Annotated in this window: 14 protein-coding genes and 1 pseudogene; 2 read left to right on the forward strand and 13 right to left on the reverse strand. The window is 69.1% G+C overall.

Translation table 11 applies throughout. The features are described 5' to 3' along the window. Window positions 1–10: 10 nt before the first annotated feature. From AD017_RS28850 to AD017_RS28885, 8 genes are all read right to left on the reverse strand, one after another. Complete coding sequence (locus tag AD017_RS28850) at window positions 11–787, reverse strand: SDR family NAD(P)-dependent oxidoreductase (protein ID WP_060576775.1); 777 nt, start codon at window positions 785–787, stop codon at window positions 11–13. Further along, window positions 784–2574 carry an acyclic terpene utilization AtuA family protein gene (locus tag AD017_RS28855; protein WP_082538407.1) on the reverse strand — a complete coding sequence of 597 codons (1791 nt, stop codon included), beginning with the start codon at window positions 2572–2574 and terminating at the stop codon, window positions 784–786. Before AD017_RS28855 ends, AD017_RS28850 begins: the two co-directional genes overlap by 4 nt. Window positions 2575–3211: 637 nt before the next feature. Then, window positions 3212–4639 (reverse strand): TRAP transporter large permease, encoded by a 1428-nt coding sequence (locus AD017_RS28860; protein WP_060576776.1) that lies wholly within the window; start codon window positions 4637–4639, stop codon window positions 3212–3214. 15 nt (window positions 4640–4654) lie between these two features. Then, a complete protein-coding gene (locus tag AD017_RS28865; protein ID WP_060576777.1) occupies window positions 4655–5194 on the reverse strand; it encodes a TRAP transporter small permease in 540 nt (179 codons plus the stop codon). 24 nt (window positions 5195–5218) lie between these two features. After that, window positions 5219–6316 carry an ABC transporter substrate-binding protein gene (locus AD017_RS28870; RefSeq protein WP_082538408.1) on the reverse strand — a complete coding sequence of 366 codons (1098 nt, stop codon included), beginning with the start codon at window positions 6314–6316 and terminating at the stop codon, window positions 5219–5221. Window positions 6317–7032: 716 nt separating this feature from the next. Continuing rightward, the gene (locus AD017_RS33760) at window positions 7033–7608 is read right to left on the reverse strand and encodes a cupin domain-containing protein (RefSeq protein ID WP_082538409.1); all 576 of its coding nucleotides are present in this window, start codon (window positions 7606–7608) and stop codon (window positions 7033–7035) included. A 37-nt stretch (window positions 7609–7645) separates the two neighbouring features. Further along, the gene (locus AD017_RS28880) at window positions 7646–8446 is read right to left on the reverse strand and encodes an SDR family NAD(P)-dependent oxidoreductase (RefSeq protein WP_060577437.1); all 801 of its coding nucleotides are present in this window, start codon (window positions 8444–8446) and stop codon (window positions 7646–7648) included. A 128-nt stretch (window positions 8447–8574) separates the two neighbouring features. Continuing rightward, the gene (locus tag AD017_RS28885; protein ID WP_227012910.1) at window positions 8575–9543 is read right to left on the reverse strand and encodes an LLM class flavin-dependent oxidoreductase; all 969 of its coding nucleotides are present in this window, start codon (window positions 9541–9543) and stop codon (window positions 8575–8577) included. A gap of 539 nt (window positions 9544–10082) precedes the next feature. On the opposite strand from AD017_RS28885, the gene AD017_RS28890 reads away from it, so the two are divergent. Further along, window positions 10083–11378 carry an FAD-binding oxidoreductase gene (locus AD017_RS28890; RefSeq protein WP_060576780.1) on the forward strand — a complete coding sequence of 432 codons (1296 nt, stop codon included), beginning with the start codon at window positions 10083–10085 and terminating at the stop codon, window positions 11376–11378. Window positions 11379–11404: 26 nt separating this feature from the next. Here the strand turns inward: AD017_RS28890 and AD017_RS28895 are convergent, their stop codons facing one another. Continuing rightward, window positions 11405–12607, reverse strand: coding sequence for a helix-turn-helix domain-containing protein (locus AD017_RS28895; protein WP_060577439.1), 1203 nt, complete (start codon window positions 12605–12607; stop codon window positions 11405–11407). A gap of 176 nt (window positions 12608–12783) precedes the next feature. On the opposite strand from AD017_RS28895, the gene AD017_RS28900 reads away from it, so the two are divergent. Continuing rightward, complete coding sequence (locus tag AD017_RS28900) at window positions 12784–14109, forward strand: MFS transporter (protein WP_060576781.1); 1326 nt, start codon at window positions 12784–12786, stop codon at window positions 14107–14109. Window positions 14110–14167: 58 nt separating this feature from the next. On the opposite strand, the gene AD017_RS28905 is transcribed toward AD017_RS28900, so the two are convergent. From AD017_RS28905 to AD017_RS28915, 4 genes and pseudogenes are all read right to left on the reverse strand, one after another. Further along, window positions 14168–16141, reverse strand: a complete 1974-nt coding sequence (locus tag AD017_RS28905) for a prolyl oligopeptidase family serine peptidase (RefSeq protein WP_060576782.1) — start codon at window positions 16139–16141, stop codon at window positions 14168–14170. Window positions 16142–16238: 97 nt separating this feature from the next. Then, window positions 16239–17462: an amidohydrolase family protein gene (locus AD017_RS28910; RefSeq protein ID WP_060576783.1), complete on the reverse strand. Its 1224-nt coding sequence runs from the start codon at window positions 17460–17462 to the stop codon at window positions 16239–16241. Between the two features lie 19 nt (window positions 17463–17481). Continuing rightward, a complete protein-coding gene (locus tag AD017_RS36670; RefSeq protein ID WP_227012967.1) occupies window positions 17482–17817 on the reverse strand; it encodes a gamma-glutamyltransferase in 336 nt (111 codons plus the stop codon). Window positions 17818–18019: 202 nt separating this feature from the next. Further along, window positions 18020–19132 (reverse strand): annotated as a pseudogene (locus AD017_RS28915) (gamma-glutamyltransferase); the annotation flags it as partial. Window positions 19133–19319: the final 187 nt, after the last annotated feature.

Genomic DNA, 19319 nt, shown 5'->3' on the forward strand with positions numbered 1-19319 from the left:
GGCCGCGCCGTCACAGCTCGGCTGCGACCTGGGTGAAGTAGCCGGCCGTGACCCCTCCGTCGACCGGCAGCATCACTCCGTTGACGTAGGAGGCCGCATCCGAAATCAGGAACAGGGCCGCTGACGCCTGGTCCTCCGGCGAGGCGAGCCTACCCATCGGGATGCGTGACAGCATGGTGTCCTTGATCTGCTCGGCGCTCTGCGCACCGCGCAGCAGTGGTGTGTCGACCGGTCCCGGCGCGATCCCGTTTACCCGGATGCCTCGCTGCCCCCACTCGATGGCAAGCGTCTTCACCAGGCCCACCACGCCGAACTTCGACGACGTGTAGTGCGCCCGGTGGACGTGCCCACCGAACGAGTTGACCGATCCCACGGCCACGAGTGAGCCGCCCTGCCCGCGGGCCACCAGACGACGTCCAACCTCGGTGAGCGTCAAGAAGGTCCCGGTCAGGTTGACGGCGATCACCTGCGACCAGCGTGCCGGATCCAGATCCTCACTCGGCGCGGGCAGCGAGATCCCGGCGCCGGTGACCGCGGCCTGGACCGGACCGAGGTCCCGCTCGATCTCGTCGACCACCGAGGCGGTCGCCTCCGGGTCGCACACGTCCAGCCCGTAGGCATAGGCCCCGGGGAGCTCCGCGGCCACCTCCCCCGCCGTCGCGGCATCCCGGTCGACGACCGCGACCGCCATCCCCTGCGCGGCCGCCAGCCGGCCGACGGCCCGTCCGATGCCGGACGCGCCGCCGGTCACCACCAACACTCGTCCCCGCACACCGAAATCGATCACGTCCGTTCCCCTCCATCGACCAGCGACACCGGAATCTCGAGAACTCGTGAAGCGAGGTACTCCCCCAGCCCCTTGGCCTGCGGATCGATCCGCAAACACGACGAGACACCCTGTTCGAGATATCCGACCAGCAAGAAGTTCACCGCGTTCAGCGACGCCAGCTCATGCCGCTCGATTCTCAAGCCGGCAGCCTCCGGCAGGAGCTCGCGCAACCGGTCCACCGTCAGGGTCTCGAGCAGCCACGCATAGGCCGCCCCTGACCGTGTCCACACCCCGAGGTTGGCGATGCCCCCCTTGTCCCCCGAACGCGTCCCCACGAGAGTCCCGAGCGGACGCGCGACAGTGGGACCAGTGGGTACGGGCGGCAGATCGAGCACCGGGCGCTCGGCGGGCGTACCGTCCTCGCACCACTGCGGCCAGCCGACCTCCACAGCCGTCGCATCATCGTGATGCACGACCGGCTGGACGTGCTTCTTCTCCACAAGGCACGGCCACTGGACACCGAACAAGCGCTCCCGCTGCGGCGGCGTCGTGAGGTAGAAACCTGGCACGTTGTTGGTCCCCAGCTGCACAATCCGATCAGCAAAGGCCACCCGCCCCACCTTGGCCTGGTCGGGATCGCGAACGCTGATGACGGCCCAGGCCGTCTCCTGATCCTGATCACCGTCGCTCTCACGAGCAGGGCCGACCACGGTCCAGCGAAACGCCTCGAAACTCTCGGGCGGACCAACGGCGCGCTCCACGGCCCGCCTGAGCCAGGCGAGCTTCTCCCGCAGGTGGAGCCCCGTGAGCCCCACCGTCATGGTGTTGCGATAACCACCTTCGAACGTCAGCGACAGCTTGGTCCGCCCGTTCGGCGCCCGTCCACGCGCACCAGCGACCCGCACCCGATCCGGACCGTCCTGCTCGGGGACGACCGCCCCGAGGTCGACGATCACATCCGGGTTCTGATACTCCGGTCCACCGATCTCGTAGAGCAGCTGGGCCGACACCGTGTCGGTGCTGACCAGTCCACCCGAGCCGTCCGGCTTCGTGATCACACAGCTGGCGTCCGGATGGATCTCGGCGATCGGCATCCCGGGCAGCCCGAGGTCCCCGTGCTCGTGGAACAACGCGAAGTTCCCACCTGTGACCTGCCCACAGCACTCGATCAGATGCCCCGCGACGACCCCACCTGCCAGTGCGTTCCAGTCGTCCCTGGCCCAACCGAAGTGCCATGCCGCCGGACCGACGACCAGCGATGCGTCGGTCATCCGAGGGCAGATCACGATGTCGGCGCCGGCGTCGAGCGCGTCGACGATCGGCCAGGCACCCAGATAGGCATTGGCCGTGAGGATCTCGTGATCCGCCACTACGAGATCCTCACCGGTGTCGACGTTGCGCAGGACGGCATCCGCACCGAGGACCTCGGACAGGTCATTCCGCAGATCGTCGCCGGTCACGGCCGCAACCCGCAGATCGACCCCCTGACGGATGCACGCCTCACGGACGGCTTCCGCGCACGCGCGCGGATCGAGTCCTCCGGCATTGGTCACGACCTTGACACCCCGCTCGGCGATGCGCGGCAGGTAGCGCTCCAGCTGTTCGACGAAGGAGGCCGCGTAGCCGACGCCGCCACGCATCTGGTTCTTGCGCAGGACCAACATCGTCAGCTCGGCGAGGTAGTCACCGGTGAGCACATCGACACCGCTGGCCAGCAGCTCGTCCATCCCGTCCGGACGGTCACCGTGGTAGGCGGAGAACTGCCCCACCCTCAACGGACTGCTGGATACAAGATTGGCGCCCATTCTCTGAGCGTTGCACCCGATCCGACTCGCGTCAACAGTCGCGGCCCGCACGCCGAGAACATCTCAGCGCCCCCACGGCGCGTCGGCCAGCTCGCTGCGCGGCCCGAACTCCGCGACCCCGGCCTCTCGTATCCGGGCATACAGCGCTCGCGTCGCGACAGCCACCGGCCGCCCCGGGCGGGGACGCCACCACGACCGCGCGCAGCCAGAGGCCGGCGGAACCATGACGAGCACGCGGCGCGGCGCACAGCGGCCCCCGCCACGACGCCGACCACTCCGCGATGCCGCTCCGACAGCGTGTCTCCCCCGCCTCCACCGACCACGCCGGCAGACCTCACGAGGACCAGCGGCGAGGTCACGGATCGCCGCGACCCCTTCCACTGCTGCCCGTCGGTCCGTCCCCGGCGCAGATGCGCTCGTGGCGACCGGCAGCTGCGACGACCGCATCCTGCGGCGCCCCGACGGGACCTCGAATCATGCGTCAGGAGACGGCGCGATCCTGCGCATCGACGCCGGGAAGTAGCGGTCGTAGAGCTGCTCGACCTCGCGCTGACGTTCGTTGCACGGACATCCGTCGTGCATGTCGCCGCGCCTCGGCGCTGTCGTCGTCACCCCGCACGAAGCTGTAGGGGCCTGGTCACTCGACTGCGAGCGACGGGAGCCAGAGCGCGATCTGCGGAAAGGTCACCACGAGCGCGACGAGCGCGATCGCCGGGACCAGGAAGGGCAGAATTCCGCGGAACACGGTCTCAACCGGCACTCCGGCACTGGACGAGACGACGAAGACGTTCATGCCCACCGGGGGCGTGATGAGACCGATCTCGACCATCATCACGAACAGGATGCCGAACCAGACTCCGTCGTAACCGAGTTCGATGACGATCGGGTACACGAGTGGCACCGCCACCAGGATCAGCGACAGTGTCTCCAGCACGGTCCCCAGCACGAGCAGCGCCAGCAAGATCACGCAGAGCACGATCAGAGGGGGCACCGCGAGTCCACCGATGGCTTGGGCCAGACGGTCGGGAACCCGTGACAGCACGAGGAAAGTAGAGAAGATGGTCGCCCCGACCAGCAGCATGAACGCCATCGAGGCGACCGAAGCACTCTCCTGGACGGCCGAGACGAACCGCCGCCATACCCCTCGTATCCCGCCGTGACGGTTCTCGACCGCGAGCATGACCACCGCCACCAACGCCCCGACCGCCGCGGACTCGATCACGGTGAGCAGCCCGGTGAAGATTCCGAGGAAGATCGCCAGGAAGATGATCCCGAGCCAGAGGGCCGGCCGGACCCGCGCGAACACCGACGGCGCATCCCGATCCCCGGTACCAGCGGAGCCCGACAGATCGGTACCCGTTGTGTCTGCGCCGGAAACAGGATCGATCACGGTGCCCGTGGGGGAACCGCCGCCCACACGACTCAGTTCGGCGCTCAGCTCGACTCCGGGGTGAACCACGTAGCGGCGGCTGGCCAGCGCGATGAACAGACAGTAGACCACCGCGGACAACACTCCGGGGACGACGCCGGCCGCGAGGAGCTGCCCGATCGACTCACCGGACACGACGCCGTACATCACCAGCGCCACACTCGGCGGGATCAAGATTCCCAGCGTTCCGCCCACAGCCACGATGCCTGCAGCGAAGCTGACACGGTATCCGTGACGCCGCATCTCGGTGACCGAGATCTTGCCGATGCTGGCCGCTGTGGCGACGCTCGAGCCCGACACGGCGGCGAATCCACTGCAGGCCGCGACCGTCGCGATCCCCATCCCACCCGGGATCCACCGAAGTGCTCGCGACGCCAGAGCGTAGGTCTTCTCAGCGAGTCCGCCGTAGAGCGCCAACATGCCGAGCAGAATGTAGAGGGGGATGACGGCGAGGTTGTAGGACGACACCGCAGAGAACGGCGTCGAACCGAGCCAGGACGTACCCCGTGACGCGCCGTCCAGCAGAGCGATGCCGAGCAAGCCGGAACCGGCGAGGGCGAACGCCACTGGAGTCTCGAGCACCAGTAGGGCGAGGAATGCGACGACGACGATGCCGACGACGAGTTCAGGTGTCACTGTGAGCTCCCGTAGTCACAGATGGCGCAGCGCCGACGCTGGATCGGCTGCAGGGGCGAGGTCACCAGCAGATGCGAGGTCCCGAACGCGGACGACGAGATCCGCGGCAACCTGCATGGTCAGTGCGGTGAAGCCGAACGCGATGATCAGTTTTGCGGGCCAGGTCGGGTAGGCGACCAGACCTTGCGTGAACTCACCGCGAGCGGTCGAGGCCGCAGCGGTGGTCCAGGTACCAACGGTGAACCACGCCGCCACGACAAGCGTCACGACCGCACCGGTCAACCGCGCGATCGCCACGATCCGTGCCGGCATCCGGTCGGTCACGAACGTGATCCGCACATTGGTCCTCGACCGTTCCGCGTGCATGATCCCCAGAAAAGCGATCATCACCACGATCGTCTCCACCAGTTCGAAAGCCCCGGCGACCGAGCGCCCGCTGACGTTCCGGTGCACAACGTCGAACACCAGGATCAGTGCCACGACGATCAGACTGATAGCGCTCAGCGCGGCGAGTGACCTCGACAGCCGGTCGAGCAGACGGTCTACGACAGCCATGGCGGTACCCCTCGGATCTCGGCGTCAGACCGACGCGCAGTAGTCGGCGAGAGTGCGTTCATCGTCCGGGCGGAGCTCGGCGATCAGCTCGAGGTATCGGTCGAGCAGACCCTGCGGGTCGGCGACCGACCCGGAATTGGCGCGGACCCAGGCCGCGCTCTGGTTGGCCGAGCCCTCGCTCGCCCAACGTGTGCCGGCCTCATCCCTGCCCAGTGGGACGATCCCGATGCCGGCATCGCGCAGGACCCCGCAGTTCTCCATGATCGCGTCGACCTGGTGACCCGTCATCCCACCTCCGACCGCCTCCGCGCTCGCGACGTCCATCGCCGCACGCACCTCGGGTGTGAGGCTCTCCCAGACGTCAAGGTTCACGCTGAAATTGACCGAGTTGTAGATGCCCATGTCACTGATGTCGAACAGCTGGGGCGCCACTTCATGCAGACCAGTGTCGGTGAAGGTATCGAAACCGTATCCGGTACCACTCACGACGCCTCGCTCGATCGACTCGTAGATCTGGGTCGCCTCGATCGCCGCAGTGCTCATGCCCAGCAACTGCAGGCCGGTCGCCATCCCACCGGTAGCCCGGACACTGAGCCCGTCCAGGTCCCCGAGCGAGGTAACCGATGCTGCACGCGACAACGCGAGAACCGGAGGCGTACCGCTGCCGAGGAACAGCAGACGCTGATTCCGGTCCCGATACTCCTCGGCCAGCTCGTCGGACTCACTATGCAGCTCGTTGAGTGCGCGGGTCACGGTGTCGAAGTCGGGCGTCTGGAACCCGATCGACCCGATGTTCGCCACAGACAGGACGGGGTTGAACGGCGGAGCGTCGAAGGCGATATCGACGCGTCCGTCCTCGACGCAGCTCAAGGCCTCGTCCGAGGGACACAGGGAACCGTCATAGAACGACTGGAACCGGACGGCACCGCCGGTCCGGGCGCTCACCGTCGCCATCCAATCTTCGAACGTGCGCGAAAAGGGATGATCCCGCGACAGGTAGGTGCTGTAGGTGAGAGTCCGCTGCTCGCCGACGGCCTCGGCGACCGGTGTCGCGCACGAGGTGACGGCCAGACAAACCGCGAGAAACGGCACCAAGGCTCGGATCGCTGCTGGCAGATTCATAGGAGACCTTCCGGGTCCGCCCGAGGCCCGTGGCGACACAACCACCACCGGCCGAGCCGATGTGCTCAGAACGTGATGGGGCGATCGAGGCGAGCGATTCGAAGGACGTGTCCACGCTCGGACATCGGGCCGCGCCGGCACACGAGCGGACAGCGAGAAAGCAATGGTCCTCCTCATCGAGGTGCTCCGCTCGGAGCCAACATTGGATCCAAACATGTCACGGTGGTGACCGAGTGTCAACACATCGCCCCGAAGGCTCGGCGCCCGACCGGCGACCACCTCCGACAGGTCGTGCAACAACCTGACCGGCGTCGGGACCAGCGTGGCCGCAGTGGCGAACGACCGGCCTGTCTAGCCAGCCGACGAAGCTCGCGCCTGCAGGATGGATGATCATCCTGAGACACAGGATCAGACGGCCAACCACGCACAGCCAAGGTCAAGAGCACTCGACGATGTCACATGCCAGACCAGTCATCGAGCAGGGCAGCGCCGCCAACCGGCTGTCAACCGGTCGACTGGCCGGCGATAGCACCGACCGATCGCGTCTCGGCGAATCATCACACGCCCGAGCGCCCGACTCCCCAACCGTCCATGTCGGGCCGGATGCCGACGCCCTACCCGACGGCATCACCACCACGACCACGAGCGGAGGCCTTGGCCATCAGAGCCGACTGAGCAGCCGACTCGCCCCCGTCGCACCGGCCGCCCCGGAGCCATCACGACTGTTCGACGCGTGTCGCCCCGAGCAGTACGTACACGACGAGTGCGGGTTCGTCGGAGCGATTGATCCACGCGTGCCTCGTCCCCCGCTGCATCACGAAGCTGCCAGCAGGAAGCACCTGCTCATCCTCGTCGTCGAGCTGAAGGCAGATCTCACCCTCGACGACGAAGCCGTAGTCGATCGTATCGGTGGTGTGGAATGCAGCATCCTCACGATCAGCCGCGTGCTTCGCAAACAGGCCGGGAAACTTCTCCTCGGCGTCACGATGCATCTCTTCGAGCTCCTCCGGCGTGCTGTCGCCACCCGCGCCGGCCCCTTGGCCGGCCGCCTTGTTGGGGGCGAACCGCACTGCGATCACGCGAGATCCTCCTGGCCCAGGGAAGAACGGCTTCTGCACCGGAGCATCGTTGCGACCGACGGTCATCTGACCGTCTTCAGTGCCCCAGACGAGCCAGTAGGTGGCACCCGGGTAGAGGTCGGCAGTCACCGGCGGCACGGTTCCAACGTCGACGAAGGTGGACTTGCCTTCCGGAGTGTGTCCGGCGATGGCACGTCGAATCTCCTGGATCATGGCGTCCCTTCACAGAATCGGTTCGAGGCTGAGCTGGTCAGACCGACGTCCGCCCAGCGTCGACAGCGTCGGCATAGAAAGGCTGGTGCGAGAGCATTCCACCGTCGACGGTGATGGTCTGCGCGGTGATGTATCGCGACGCGGCTGAGCCGAGGAAGGCGACCAGCTGAGCGATGTCGTCGGGCCGCCCCGCATAAGGCAGCAGAACGTGCCGCAGAAGCTTCGCTGCGCCATCGTCGTCCCCGTGCAGGGCTACGGACTGCGGCGTCTGAATCAGGCCCGGCCGGATCGCATTGCAGCGCACACCCTGCTTACCGTATGCGGTCGCGACGTAACGGGTCAGCGACTCCACCCCTGCCTTCGAAGCACCGTAGGCGGCGAGATCCAGCGCGCCCGCCAGCGCGCGCGTCGACGACATGTTGACGATCGACCCTCCACCGCACCGAACCATGTGCGGAACCGCATACTTGCAGCCGAGCATGACGCCACGCAGGTTGAGCTGGATAATACTATCCCAATGGAACGGATCGATCTCGACGACCGCCGTATCGCCGTCGTAGAGATGCGTGCCTGCCGCATTGTTGTGCAGGATGTCGAGTCCACCGTACCGAGCGACGGTTGTGTCGAACAACGCACCGATCGATTCCGGATCTCTGGCGTCAAATTCTTGGAAGAACGCCTCTCCGCCTGAGGTGACGATACGGTCCACGACCGCTTGCCCGGCGCCTTCTGAGATGTCGGCGACTGCCACGCGGACACCCCGGGATGCGAGCAGCTCCGCGGTACAGGACCCGATGCCACCACCGGCGCCAGTCACGACCGCGATGAGGCCATCCATGCCGTCCACATCGACCTCCTCGCTGAGGCATTATTGTAGCCGAAACTGGATCCAGTAGTTTCGAGGGTGGTGAGCTCGTTGTCAAGCGCGCCGAGCGAGATCCCGCAGCCCGCGTCGCCGCTGAACCCTCAGAAGCCCTCTCGATGCACCATGAGCGCCTCCAGCTGCGCCGTCGGATCACCACCGGCGAACCGAAGCACGACGTGCTGCGCGCCTGCGTCCACATAGGCCCGTATGTGCGCCGCAACCGTCGGTGCAGTCCCAGCACAGTGATCCTCGAGCTCTCGGATCGCCTCCCACGGCGCGCGGTAGTAACCCTCCTGGGTAGCACGAAGACGTACCTCGGCACGCTCGGCGTCGGCATCCACAGCGACAGTGAGGTACACCGCGGCCTCGACCGAGCCGGCACCGACCGAACGGACGACCTGTAAGTCGCGGGCGTAGTCGTCCGGCCCACGACCAGTCGGCAACCAGCCATCACCCCGTCGACCTGCCACCCGCAGTCCCCGCGGGCCGCTGACTCCCCACCAGACCGGCGGGCCGGACACAGGCTTGGGGTGGACATCGACGTTCCGAAAGCTCCAGCGCTGCCCCGCCACATCGACAGCTCCCCTACTCCACACGACCTGACAGACGTCCATCACCTCCAGCAACCTGCTGAACCGATCGGCGTGCGGAACGCCGAGAGCGGCGAACTCCTTGCGGGCCGGCCCATACGCAGGCCCCGGCCCAACTCCCAACACGAGCCTGCCTCCCGACAACACGTCGACCGTCGCCGCAGCTCTCGCGAGCAACAGCGGATTCCATAGCGGCGCGAGCAGTACCCCCGTCCCCAAGGTGACCCTGTCGGTCGCCGTCGCGATCCCAGCCAGAAGGGTCAGCGGATCGAAACGGGGCCGCGCGAAGACGGAGTCACCCACCCAGACCGAGTCGGCGCCTGCGGATTCCGCGGCGACGGCCACGGCCACGACGTCGCGGGCCCGACCGGACTCGACACACTCACGGGTGGGAAGGACCACCCCGATCCGAACGCTCGTCCGCATTGCTCGCCACTCCCGTCCATCCGCCGCGACGAACGCATCGATCGCGGTTGCCACCTATTCGGCACACTGTTGTTCGCAGCAGACGACGGCCCGCCTGTAGGTACGACGCCACGCCGACCGTCGACCCGGTAAGCGATGCCCGGACTCACTCGACGGCGAGCCGGGCGCACGCCCGGCCAACACGTCTTCACGAGCCCGGTCAGTGCCGAGTCATCGGAGAAACCGGCGAAGCCACCCGGACCACTGCACCCCATGGCAGATCACCGGTCCTCCTGCCGCACTCAGGCTGTACTCCGCCGACACAAGGATGGCGACCGACGTCGCTGGCCAATCGGTCGGATCAACCGTCGGCGCGTTGCCGAGCATGCCGACTCGATTGGCTATCATATCGTAGCCAACGAAGCACTGCGACGCCTCCGAAGCCAGCCCCACCAAACGCCCACCGCGCACTAGTGCGGCGCGAAGCCCTCCGCGCGCGCCGAGCTGCGCCTATCGCCCACCTTCCAGGACGGACGACATCTGTCGCACCGATCGACCCCGGTGTTCGGCGTCGGACGAATGTACGCAGCTCGCGAGCTGGTCAGACTGGGCGCATGGACGTGGATGTCGTCGTCGGAGCCGGTGTGATCGGAGCGTCGGTCGCGCTCGAACTCGCCCGTTGCGGCCGGGACGTGGTCGTCGTCGACAAGGCGGGCGGTGTGGGGCACGGCTCGACGAGCTCGTCGAGTGCGGTGGTGCGATTCAACTTCTCCACCCGGGCCGGTGTCGCGACGGCCTGGGAGTCCCAGCACTGCTGGCAGCACTGGGGCGAGCACCTCGGCTGTGACGTCGGTGAACTGGTTCGCTTCGAGCGCTGCGGGCTCGCCATGCTCGACGTAGAGCTGGCCCCCCGCGCGGCATACGTCAACCTGTTCGACGAGATCGGCGTGGCCTACGAAGAGTGGGACAGCACCACCCTGCGCAGCCGGATCCCGGGCATCGACGCCGGCCGCCACTGGCCACCCAAGCCCATCAACGACGAACGATTCTGGGACGACCCCACCGACCAGCTGGGCGCGGTCTACACACCGGATGCCGGATACATCGCCGACCCCCAGCTCGCCACCCAGAACCTGGCCACCGCCGCGACCCACCACGGCGCGCAGTTCCGCCTGCGCACCGCCGTGGTCGGCATCGACACCGCCGACCGACGCGTCACCGGCGTCCGACTCGACGACGGCAGCACCATCGCGTGCCGCACCGTGGTCAACGCCGCCGGACCGTGGTCGGGCGCGCTCAACCGGCTGGCCGGGGTCGGCTCGGACTTCACGATCGGCCTCCGCCCGTTGCGTCAGGAGGTCGCCTACGCGACCGCACCGGCCGGCTTCTCCCCACCCGGCTCACCCGGCATCAGCATCGCCGACATGGATCTCGGCACCTACCTGCGCGGCGAGCTCGGAGGTGGACTGCTGATCGGGGGTACCGAACCCGAATGTGACCCCCTGCACTGGCTCGACGATCCCGACCAGGCACACCCCCACCCCACAGCGGCGGTGTTCGACGCGCAGGTGACCCGGGCCGCCAGACGGCTCACCGAGCTGGCTGTCCCGAGCCGGCCCCGCGGCGTGGTGGGCGTCTACGACGTCACCGACGACTGGACCCCGATCTACGACCGCACCGAGCTGGACGGGTTCTACGTCGCGATCGGCACCAGCGGCAACCAGTTCAAGAACGCCCCACTGGCCGGGAAGTTCCTCACCACCATCATCGAGCACGTCGAGGACGGACACGACCACGACGCACGCCCCGTGCAGTTCGTGGGCCGGCACACCGGACACACCATCGACCTGGGCGCCTTCTCCCGGCGCCGCAAGCTCAACACCGGGACCTCCGGAACCGTCATGGGCTAAAGCCGGGCGGGCCGGATCGGGCACCCTCAGCTCTGGCGCCGGTATGCCGCGGCCAGAGCGCGCAGCTTCACCCCCAGGTGCAGGGTCAGCCAGTCGTCCCCGCGACCCAGCCGGTAGCCGGTGTGGGTCTCGATGCGCTTGAGGCGGTGATACAGCGTCGCGCGGTGCACGCACAGCAGCTCGGCGGTGCGCCGGACGTCGCCCGCGTGGTCGACGTACGCCTCGAGCGTCTCCATCAGCACGCCGTGCGGGTCGTGGCGTTCCAGCGCGGCCAGGGCGGGGACTTGAGAGGCGAGCAGAAGATCGTCGACCGGGAGCCTGAGCAGGACCTCGTAGGGGCCCAGCTCACCCCATCGGGCCACCGTGCCGACCGAGGGCACGAGCAGGGCGGCGCGGGCAGCCAGGAACGCGTGGCGATGCGACTCCACCACAGACCCGAGGTCCTCGACCGTGGAGCCGACACCGAGCACCACCCGTGCCCCGTCACCGGCCAAGGACCGGAACCGGGCCAGCACCCGGTTGCTCAGAGCGCTGACCGGCACATCGCCCCGGCGTGCGGCGTAGAGGATCCAGGCCCGCGAACGATTCGCCACCGTGAGGGCGACATCATCGCCGGCGCGAACGCCCTCCTCGACGGCGGACTCGAGCGCCACGGCCGACGCGTCGTCGCCGCCCTCGACCTGGACACCCAGGACGAGGAACGACGTATGGCGATCAGGGAACAGGTTCTCGGCACGCAGGTCCTCGGCGGCCTGGACCCGCGCCGCCCGGTCGGAGGAGACCAGCTCACGCAGGATCGCCTCATGGCGGGCCCGGGAGCGCTCGTGCAGGATCAGCCGCCGGTAGAGCACTACCCCCGCCCTGGCCGCGGCGTCCTCGGTCAGCGTGATCTCGTCCGGTGCGAGCGTGCCGGCGGTGTCGATCAGCCACAGATAGCCCAGCAACAAGCCGTTGCAGCGCACCGGAGCGCACAGCCTGGGAAGCGTGTCCTCGGCCGGGATGACCACCTGCCCCGGCCGCGTCCAGGTCGCGATGCCGTGGCCGAGCACCTCCTCGGTGAGATCAGGGCTCACCGACCGGTTGAGCACCGAAGTCACCCGCACCGCGTCCTCGTCCCCGAAGTGCCGGCTCGCCGCCAGCAGGCGGATCGCCGGATCGTCGATCGCGACCGAGCGCTGCAGCCGCTGGGCGAGCTCGTCGACGATCTCCTGCAGGCCGTCGTCCGCCATCGCCACGATCCCCCGTCCGCGCCGGCACACCCCTCGCACCTGCCCACCTCCGAGTTTGACAGATGTCGCACCGCCGGCTCGGTCTCGGCGACATCGGGCTCTCTTCCCGCGCCGTCCGGGCAGCGATGCTGTCTGCACCGGACGCACTGTGGCGTGCGAACCAAGGAGGGTCTGCGATGGCGGAGACGGTGTCCGATCACGGTGACCAGGTGCGTGCGAGGCGACGACAGTCGCCGGCGAGGATCATGCTCGCCGGGGCGTCGGGGAACTTCGTGGAGTGGTTCGACTTCACGTTGTACGGGTTCTCCGCCGTGGTGATCGCCGCGACGTTCTTCCCCGCCGACAGCGGCTCGTCGGGGCTGCTCGCCACGTTCGCGATCTACGGCGTCGCGTTCGTGGCCCGCCCGGCCGGCGCCGTCGTGTTCGGCCGGATCGGCGACCGGATGGGGCGGCGCACCGCGTTGAGCGCGTCGGTGCTGCTGATGGGTGCGGCGACCGCGGCCATCGGGCTGCTGCCCAGCTGGTCGGCCATCGGCATCGCGGCGCCGATCCTGCTCATGGTCTGCAGGCTGGCACAAGGGTTCTCCGCAGGCGGCGAGTACACCGGGGCGCTGACCTTCGGGCTCGAGCACGCCCCGCCCCGGCGCCGCATGCTCTGGATGTCGGTGGTCGGCAGCTCGACGATGCTCGGCGTCACCGGGGCGACGCTGACCATCGTGGTCTTCCAGGCCGTGGCGGGCGACGCCTTCGCCGCCGGCGCGTGGCGGTGGACGTTCGTCTTCGGCGGGTTGCTGTCGCTGGTCGGGCTGCTGCTGCGCCTCGGGGTGGACGAGACCCCGGTGTTCACCGAGCTGACCGCAGACCGTGGGTCACGCGGCCCGGGGCTGGGCCGGATGCTGCGCGAGCGCTGGCGGATGATGCTGGTACTGCTGTGCTTCTACGGCGTGCTCGGCGTGGTCACGCACATGTTCCTGGGCTACATGCCCACCTACCTCTCGCAGGTGGGCGGCATCAGCTCGAGCACCGCGTTGACGATCATCACCGGCCTGACGTTGTTCGCGGCGTTCCTGGGGCCGGTGTTCGGGTCGGTGGCCGACCGCATCGGCCGGCGCCCGCTCGTGCGGACCGGGGCCCTCGGTGCGGTCGTCGTGCTCGTCCCCGCCTACCTGCTGATCGGGACCGGGAGTCTGCCGGCGATCGTGGTCGCGATGCTCGGGCTGCTCGTCGTCGTGTCACTGCTCGGCGCCGGCGGCATGGCGGTGCTGGAGATGCTGCCCGCCGACGTGCGCTACACCGGGATGGCGTTGCCCTACAACGTCGCCTACGCCGCGTTCGCCGGCACTGCACCACTGGTGAGCCAGGCACTCGTCGACGCCAGCGGCAGCCTGCTCGCCCCCGCCTACTACGCCTCGGCACTGGCGCTGATCGCGCTGCCGGTGATCTTCCGGTCCATCCCGGAGACCCGTGGAAGCGACCTGCGCACCGGGGCCCTCACCTCATAGCAACAGCGCGAACCCCACAGGGGAGGCGCCGCCCCGGCCCGGTCGGCGCCTTCCCTGCTCACGGCTCGAGGCCGAGCACCTTCATCGCGAAGGCCAGCCACTCGGTGTTCTCGACGATCGCCACGTCCTTGTCGGTGGCCCAGCCGTGCCCGACGTTGCGCCAGACGTGCAGCAGGACCGGTGCGCCACCGCCGTTCGCGGCCTGCATCCGGGCCGCGAACTTGCGGGCGTGCCACGGCGGGCAGCGCGGGTCGGTGTCGCCCGAGTCGATGAACACCGCCGGATAGGCCACGCCGTCGCAGATCAGGTGATACGGCGAGAACCCGGCCATCCGGCATGCCTCACCCGGATCGGTCGGGTCACCGAACTCGAGCGCGATCACCCACCGCCCGTAGCCGTCCCGGCAGGCGCCGATCACGTCGAGCAGCGGCACCCGCGGGATCACCGCCGCCCACAGGTCGGGACGCTGGGTCGCGGCCACCCCGGCCATCAGCCCGCCGTTCGAGCCCCCCGTCACCGCGAGCAGCGACGGGTCGGTGACACCGTCGCAGATCAACGTCTCGGCGATGGCGTAGAGATCGGCGTAGCCGTTCTGCTTGTTCTGCAGCCGGCCGCCCTCCCACCAGTCACGCCCGAACTCGGCTCCCCCGCGCAGATGGCCGTGCACGAACACGCCACCCGCCGCGACGAACGCGGCCATCGGCCCCGGGAACGAGGGTACCCAGGGCGCGTTGAAACCACCGTAGGCGTAGATCATCGTCGGGCGCGGCCGGTCAGGCGTGACCTCGGCCCTGCGCACGATGTGGAACGCGATCGCGGTGCCGTCGGCCGAGGTCGCCCAGTGATCCTCGACCACCGCGTCCTCGATCGACACCGCGGGTTCGTGGAGGACCTCCACGTCGTCGGCGCCGGGGTGGTGCCGGTAGGTTCCGGCCGAGGACGTCAGAGTCGAGAACGCGAACACATACACCTCGGACAGGGCTGCGCTCGCCAGGTTCATCATCGGGAACGGCAGCTCGACCAGGGCCCCGCGACCCGGCAGCGGGACCTCCCCGCGCGGATCCCCGGACCGGTCGACGATCCGGACCCGGGCGTAGGTGTCGACGAACTCGGCGAGGTAGAGCACGTCACCGACCGGCGTCACCGACCGCAGCACGGCATCGGACTCCGCGACGACCTCCTCCCAGCCCGACGGGTCGTCCGGGGCCGGGCTGTCGAGCGGGATGCGCACCAGCCGCCCGCGGGGCGCGTCGAGGTCGGTGACCGCGAACCACGCCTCCCCGCACAGGTGCCCGGCGACGGTGGCATCGACGGCGGTGACGAACGGGCGCCACTCGAGATCGCCACCCACCTCGGCGCTGTCGAGGCGGGCCACCGCCACCGGGATCGGGTCCATCATCCGCTGCACGGCGACCGCGTACCGGCCGTCGCCGGACACCACGACCATGCGGTAGTCGTTGCCAGGCAACCAGGACACCGCGACCTCGGTCGTCGCCGCCTCGTCCTCGCCCGACCGGACCCGGTGCAGCCACACCCGGTTCGACAGGTCGACCGCCGCGCCCTCGATCGCGGCGAAGAAGAAGCCACTCGAGTCGGGCAGCCAGTGCGCGCCACCGGTCCAGTTGTCCATCAGCGTCTGCGACGGCGCCCCGGCAAGCACGGCACCGGTCGCCACGTCGACCAGGCGGATCGTGTTCTGCTCGCTGCCATCGACGCACACCCCCACCGCAAGGACCGCCCCGTCCGGGGACGGCGAGATCCAGGACACGAACGGCGGCCGCTCCGGATCCTCGGTGACCGGGTCGAAGACCACCCGACCGGTCCCGTACGGCTCGTCGGCCACCACGACCCGCGCCTGCGCGGCGCCCTGCCCGGTGGTGGTGCGGAACCAGTGGCCCGCGGCCTCGCGGGGCAGGGCCTCGAAGCGCGCGGTGGAGAACCGTGCCACCGACTCGCGCAGCCGTTCGAAGTGCGGCCAGTCCCGCACGAAGCCCGCGGCCGCCTCGCCCTGGCCGTCCTGCCAGCGCTGCACCTGGGCCCGTCACCCTCGAGCCAGCGATACGGGTCCGCGAACTCGACGCCGGCCAGCACGTCGACGTCGTCGGTGACCCGCGCGTGTGCCCGCGTGCTCATCGCTCGTCCCGCACGACACGCCCGCCCTGCACGACCAGCGCGACCGCGCCCGGGTCGGCGAACAGCTTCGGGTCCTCCAGCGGGTTGCCGCGGAACGCGACCAGGTCTGCGTGCTTGCCGGGCTCGATCGTGCCGACCTCGTCGCCGATGCCGAGGATGTCGGCGTTGACACTGGTGGCCGAGACCAGCGCGGCCATCGGCGACTCGACCTGCGAGCGCAGCAGCAGCTCGCGGCCACGGTTGTCCTGCCCGGGCCCGATCAGGTCCGAGCCCGAGCCGATGCGTACCCCGGCCCGGCGGGAGGCGTGGATCGCGTCGATCTGGCCCTGCTTCGCGACGCCCACCCGGTCGGCGATGCTCGCCGGCAGGCCGGTGGCGGTCGCGTCGTCGAGCAGGGCCTCCACGACGGCGAGCGTGGGAACGTGGGCGACGTCGTGCTCGGCCATCAGCGCCGCGGTCTCGTCGTCGATCTGTGAGCCGTGCTCGACGCAGCGGACGCCGGCGGCGACGGCGTTGCGGATGCCGGCGTTGTTGTGCGCGTGCACGGTCACATACGTGCCGCGGGCACTCGCCTCGGCGACCGCGGCCGCGATCTCGGAGACGTCGAACTGGGTGTCGGTGAGCTTGTCGTGGCGGGACACGACCCCACCGGTGACGCACAGCTTCAGGAAGTCCGCACCACGGCGGAACGCCTCCCGCGCCCCCTTGCGCATCTCGTCGGGGCCGTCGCAGAGCAGCGACAGCGCGCGCAGGCCGGGGACGTGATGGTCCGGCCAGTCGGCGGTGGGCTCCCACTCGGGGGCGATGTGCCCGTGTCCACCGGACTGGCACAGCAGCGGCCCGGCGCACAGGATCCGCGGTCCGGCGACCTTGCCGGCGGCCACGACGCCGGCGAGGCCGGCGTCGATGCCCCCGGTGTCGCGCACCGTGGTGAACCCCGAGGCGAGGGTCCGGCGACAGTTCTCGAACATGTCCGCAGCCAGCTCCGCGACCGACACGCCGTGGGTGAGGCTGGCATCGATCGGACTGGACAGCCCGAAATGGACATGGGCATCGATCAAGCCCGGAACCAGCGTCAACCCAGCACAGTCGACGACCTCGGCCCCCGACGGCCGAGCTGCGCCGACCTCGGCGATCCGGCCGTCCTCCGCGAGCACAGCCCGGCCGGTCTGCGGGGCACTGCCCGTGCCGTCGACGACGGTGGCACCGATCAACCACATGTGCGTTCTCCTTCTTGTCTCAGAACCCGGCCGCCACGCCCTCGCGGCGCGGCCCGGTACAGCCGTGCAGGACACCGTCGTCGCCGCGCCAGCTCATCTGGTAGGTGCCCATGTGGTAGTCGTAGGCGGGCAACGGGTTGAGCAGCACACCCATCCGGGCCAGCCCGTCGGGCACTTCGGGCGGCACCCGGGATTCGACCGAGATCGTGTGGTCGTCGGCGTAGGGCAGGCAGCGTGGTGCGTCGTCGGCGTCGTAGGGGTCCATCCCGAAGTCCAGGATGTTCGACAGGACCTGCGGCACGGTGCAGTGCACGTTGCCGGGTGACCCGAGCGAGAACCGTGGGGTGCCCTCCACGCAGCACCATCGTGTTCGACAGGACCGACCGGACGCGTCCGCCGCCGACGTGCCAGCCCTCCATCGACGAGGAGAGGGCGTTCATCGCGTGGCTGCCCACCATCGGCACGCCCCCGATCACCTCGCCCGGGATCCCACTGCCCTGCAGCGTGTTCATCATCTGCACCCAGTTGCCGTACGGGTCCACGACCGACAGCTCGCAGCTGCCGGCGGGCTGAGTGGACGCACCCGACGCCGCCACCGCCGGCACGCCGCGGGTGAGTGCGACGTGCCGGGCCAGGTCTGTGTGCGAGCGTGCGTCGCGCAGGATCCGGGCGAACCCGGCGATCATCTCTGGGCTCGTCATCGCGGCGCCGGCGTCACCGAACAGGAGCGGGTCGTTGAGCAGGCCGGTCTCCAGGCCGGCCCGGCGCAGCGCGTGGGCCAGGTAGTACAGCGACTCCGCCGAGGTCGACCAGTGCCCGAGCGAGACGACGTCGAGCTCGGCGAGCATGCCGAGCACGATCTGGCAGAACACACCCTGACGTTCCGGCGGCGACTGCTGCACCACCGTATGGCCCTTGTGGGTCCAGGTGTAGGGATCCGACCAGCGCGGCGGGATCTCGGTCATGTGCTCGGGCGTGATCGCCCAGCCGAGCGAGTTGGCGCGGGCCACGAACTGCTGCGCCCACTCACCGGTGAGGAAATGGTCGGGGCCCTCGGCGGCGACCTTGCCCATGGTGGCGGCGAGCTCCGGCGAGGCCCAGCGGTCACCGACCTGCGGCAGGTGCCCGTCCGGGGTGAAATGACGACGCCCCGACTCGGTGTAGAGGAAGAAATCGACAGTCTGCGCCATCACCAGATGCTCGAACGACGTCACCTCGTGCCCCCGCTCGGCCCAGGCCACCGCCGGCTCACACAGCTGCGACCACGGCTTCGTGGCGAACCGCTCGAACAGCGCCTTCATCCCGGGCATGAACCCCGGAATCACCGCGATCGGTGTCCCGGGAGCCGGGGCGTAGAGGCCCTTGCCCATCGGCACCGGCGCGAACCGGGCCAGGCCCGGCACGATCGTGCCGCTGCTGTTGAGCTCGTGGGTCCGGCCACTGGCCGCATCGTGGACCAGCGCGGTAACCGTCCCCGCGTGGTTGGTCATGTCCTGCTGCACGACCGCCTGGACCATGCACCCGGCGATCGCCGCGTCGACGGCGTTGCCGCCATCGCGCATCATCTGCACCATGACATCGGTGACCACGCCGTGTTGACTCGACGCGACCGCCTGCGACCCGGTGACCGGTGACTTCGGGCCCACCCGGCCCTCTGCACTGCTGACCATGTGGCCACGATGCCCGCGAGTACGGGGCCGAGCCAGTGCCAGCCGTCGCACCGAGCCGGATGACGATGCGACACCTGTCGCCGGGTGCCGGCCGGCCACCGCAGACCGAGAGCTGCCCTCGGCACGTCCCCTCGACCCTGCCGCAGCGGCACCGAATTGCCGGGCGGATACACGTTCCCGGTCTTCG

The organism is Pseudonocardia sp. EC080619-01 (assembly GCF_001420995.1).
Taxonomy (GTDB): domain Bacteria; phylum Actinomycetota; class Actinomycetes; order Mycobacteriales; family Pseudonocardiaceae; genus Pseudonocardia.

Bases quoted from the DNA above. Each gene is read 5' to 3' on its own strand.
- AD017_RS28855 (WP_082538407.1), bottom strand. From the start codon at position 2,574: ATGGGCGCCAATCTTGTATCCAGCAGTCCGTTGAGGGTGGGGCAGTTC.
- AD017_RS28865 (WP_060576777.1), bottom strand. From the start codon at position 5,194: ATGGCTGTCGTAGACCGTCTGCTCGACCGGCTGTCGAGGTCACTCGCC.
- AD017_RS28870 (WP_082538408.1), bottom strand. From the start codon at position 6,316: ATGAATCTGCCAGCAGCGATCCGAGCCTTGGTGCCGTTTCTCGCGGTT.
- AD017_RS33760 (WP_082538409.1), bottom strand. From the start codon at position 7,608: ATGATCCAGGAGATTCGACGTGCCATCGCCGGACACACTCCGGAAGGC.
- AD017_RS28880 (WP_060577437.1), bottom strand. From the start codon at position 8,446: ATGGATGGCCTCATCGCGGTCGTGACTGGCGCCGGTGGTGGCATCGGG.
- AD017_RS28890 (WP_060576780.1), top strand. From the start codon at position 10,083: ATGGACGTGGATGTCGTCGTCGGAGCCGGTGTGATCGGAGCGTCGGTC.
- AD017_RS28895 (WP_060577439.1), bottom strand. From the start codon at position 12,607: ATGGCGGACGACGGCCTGCAGGAGATCGTCGACGAGCTCGCCCAGCGG.
- AD017_RS28900 (WP_060576781.1), top strand. From the start codon at position 12,784: ATGGCGGAGACGGTGTCCGATCACGGTGACCAGGTGCGTGCGAGGCGA.
- AD017_RS28910 (WP_060576783.1), bottom strand. From the start codon at position 17,462: ATGTGGTTGATCGGTGCCACCGTCGTCGACGGCACGGGCAGTGCCCCG.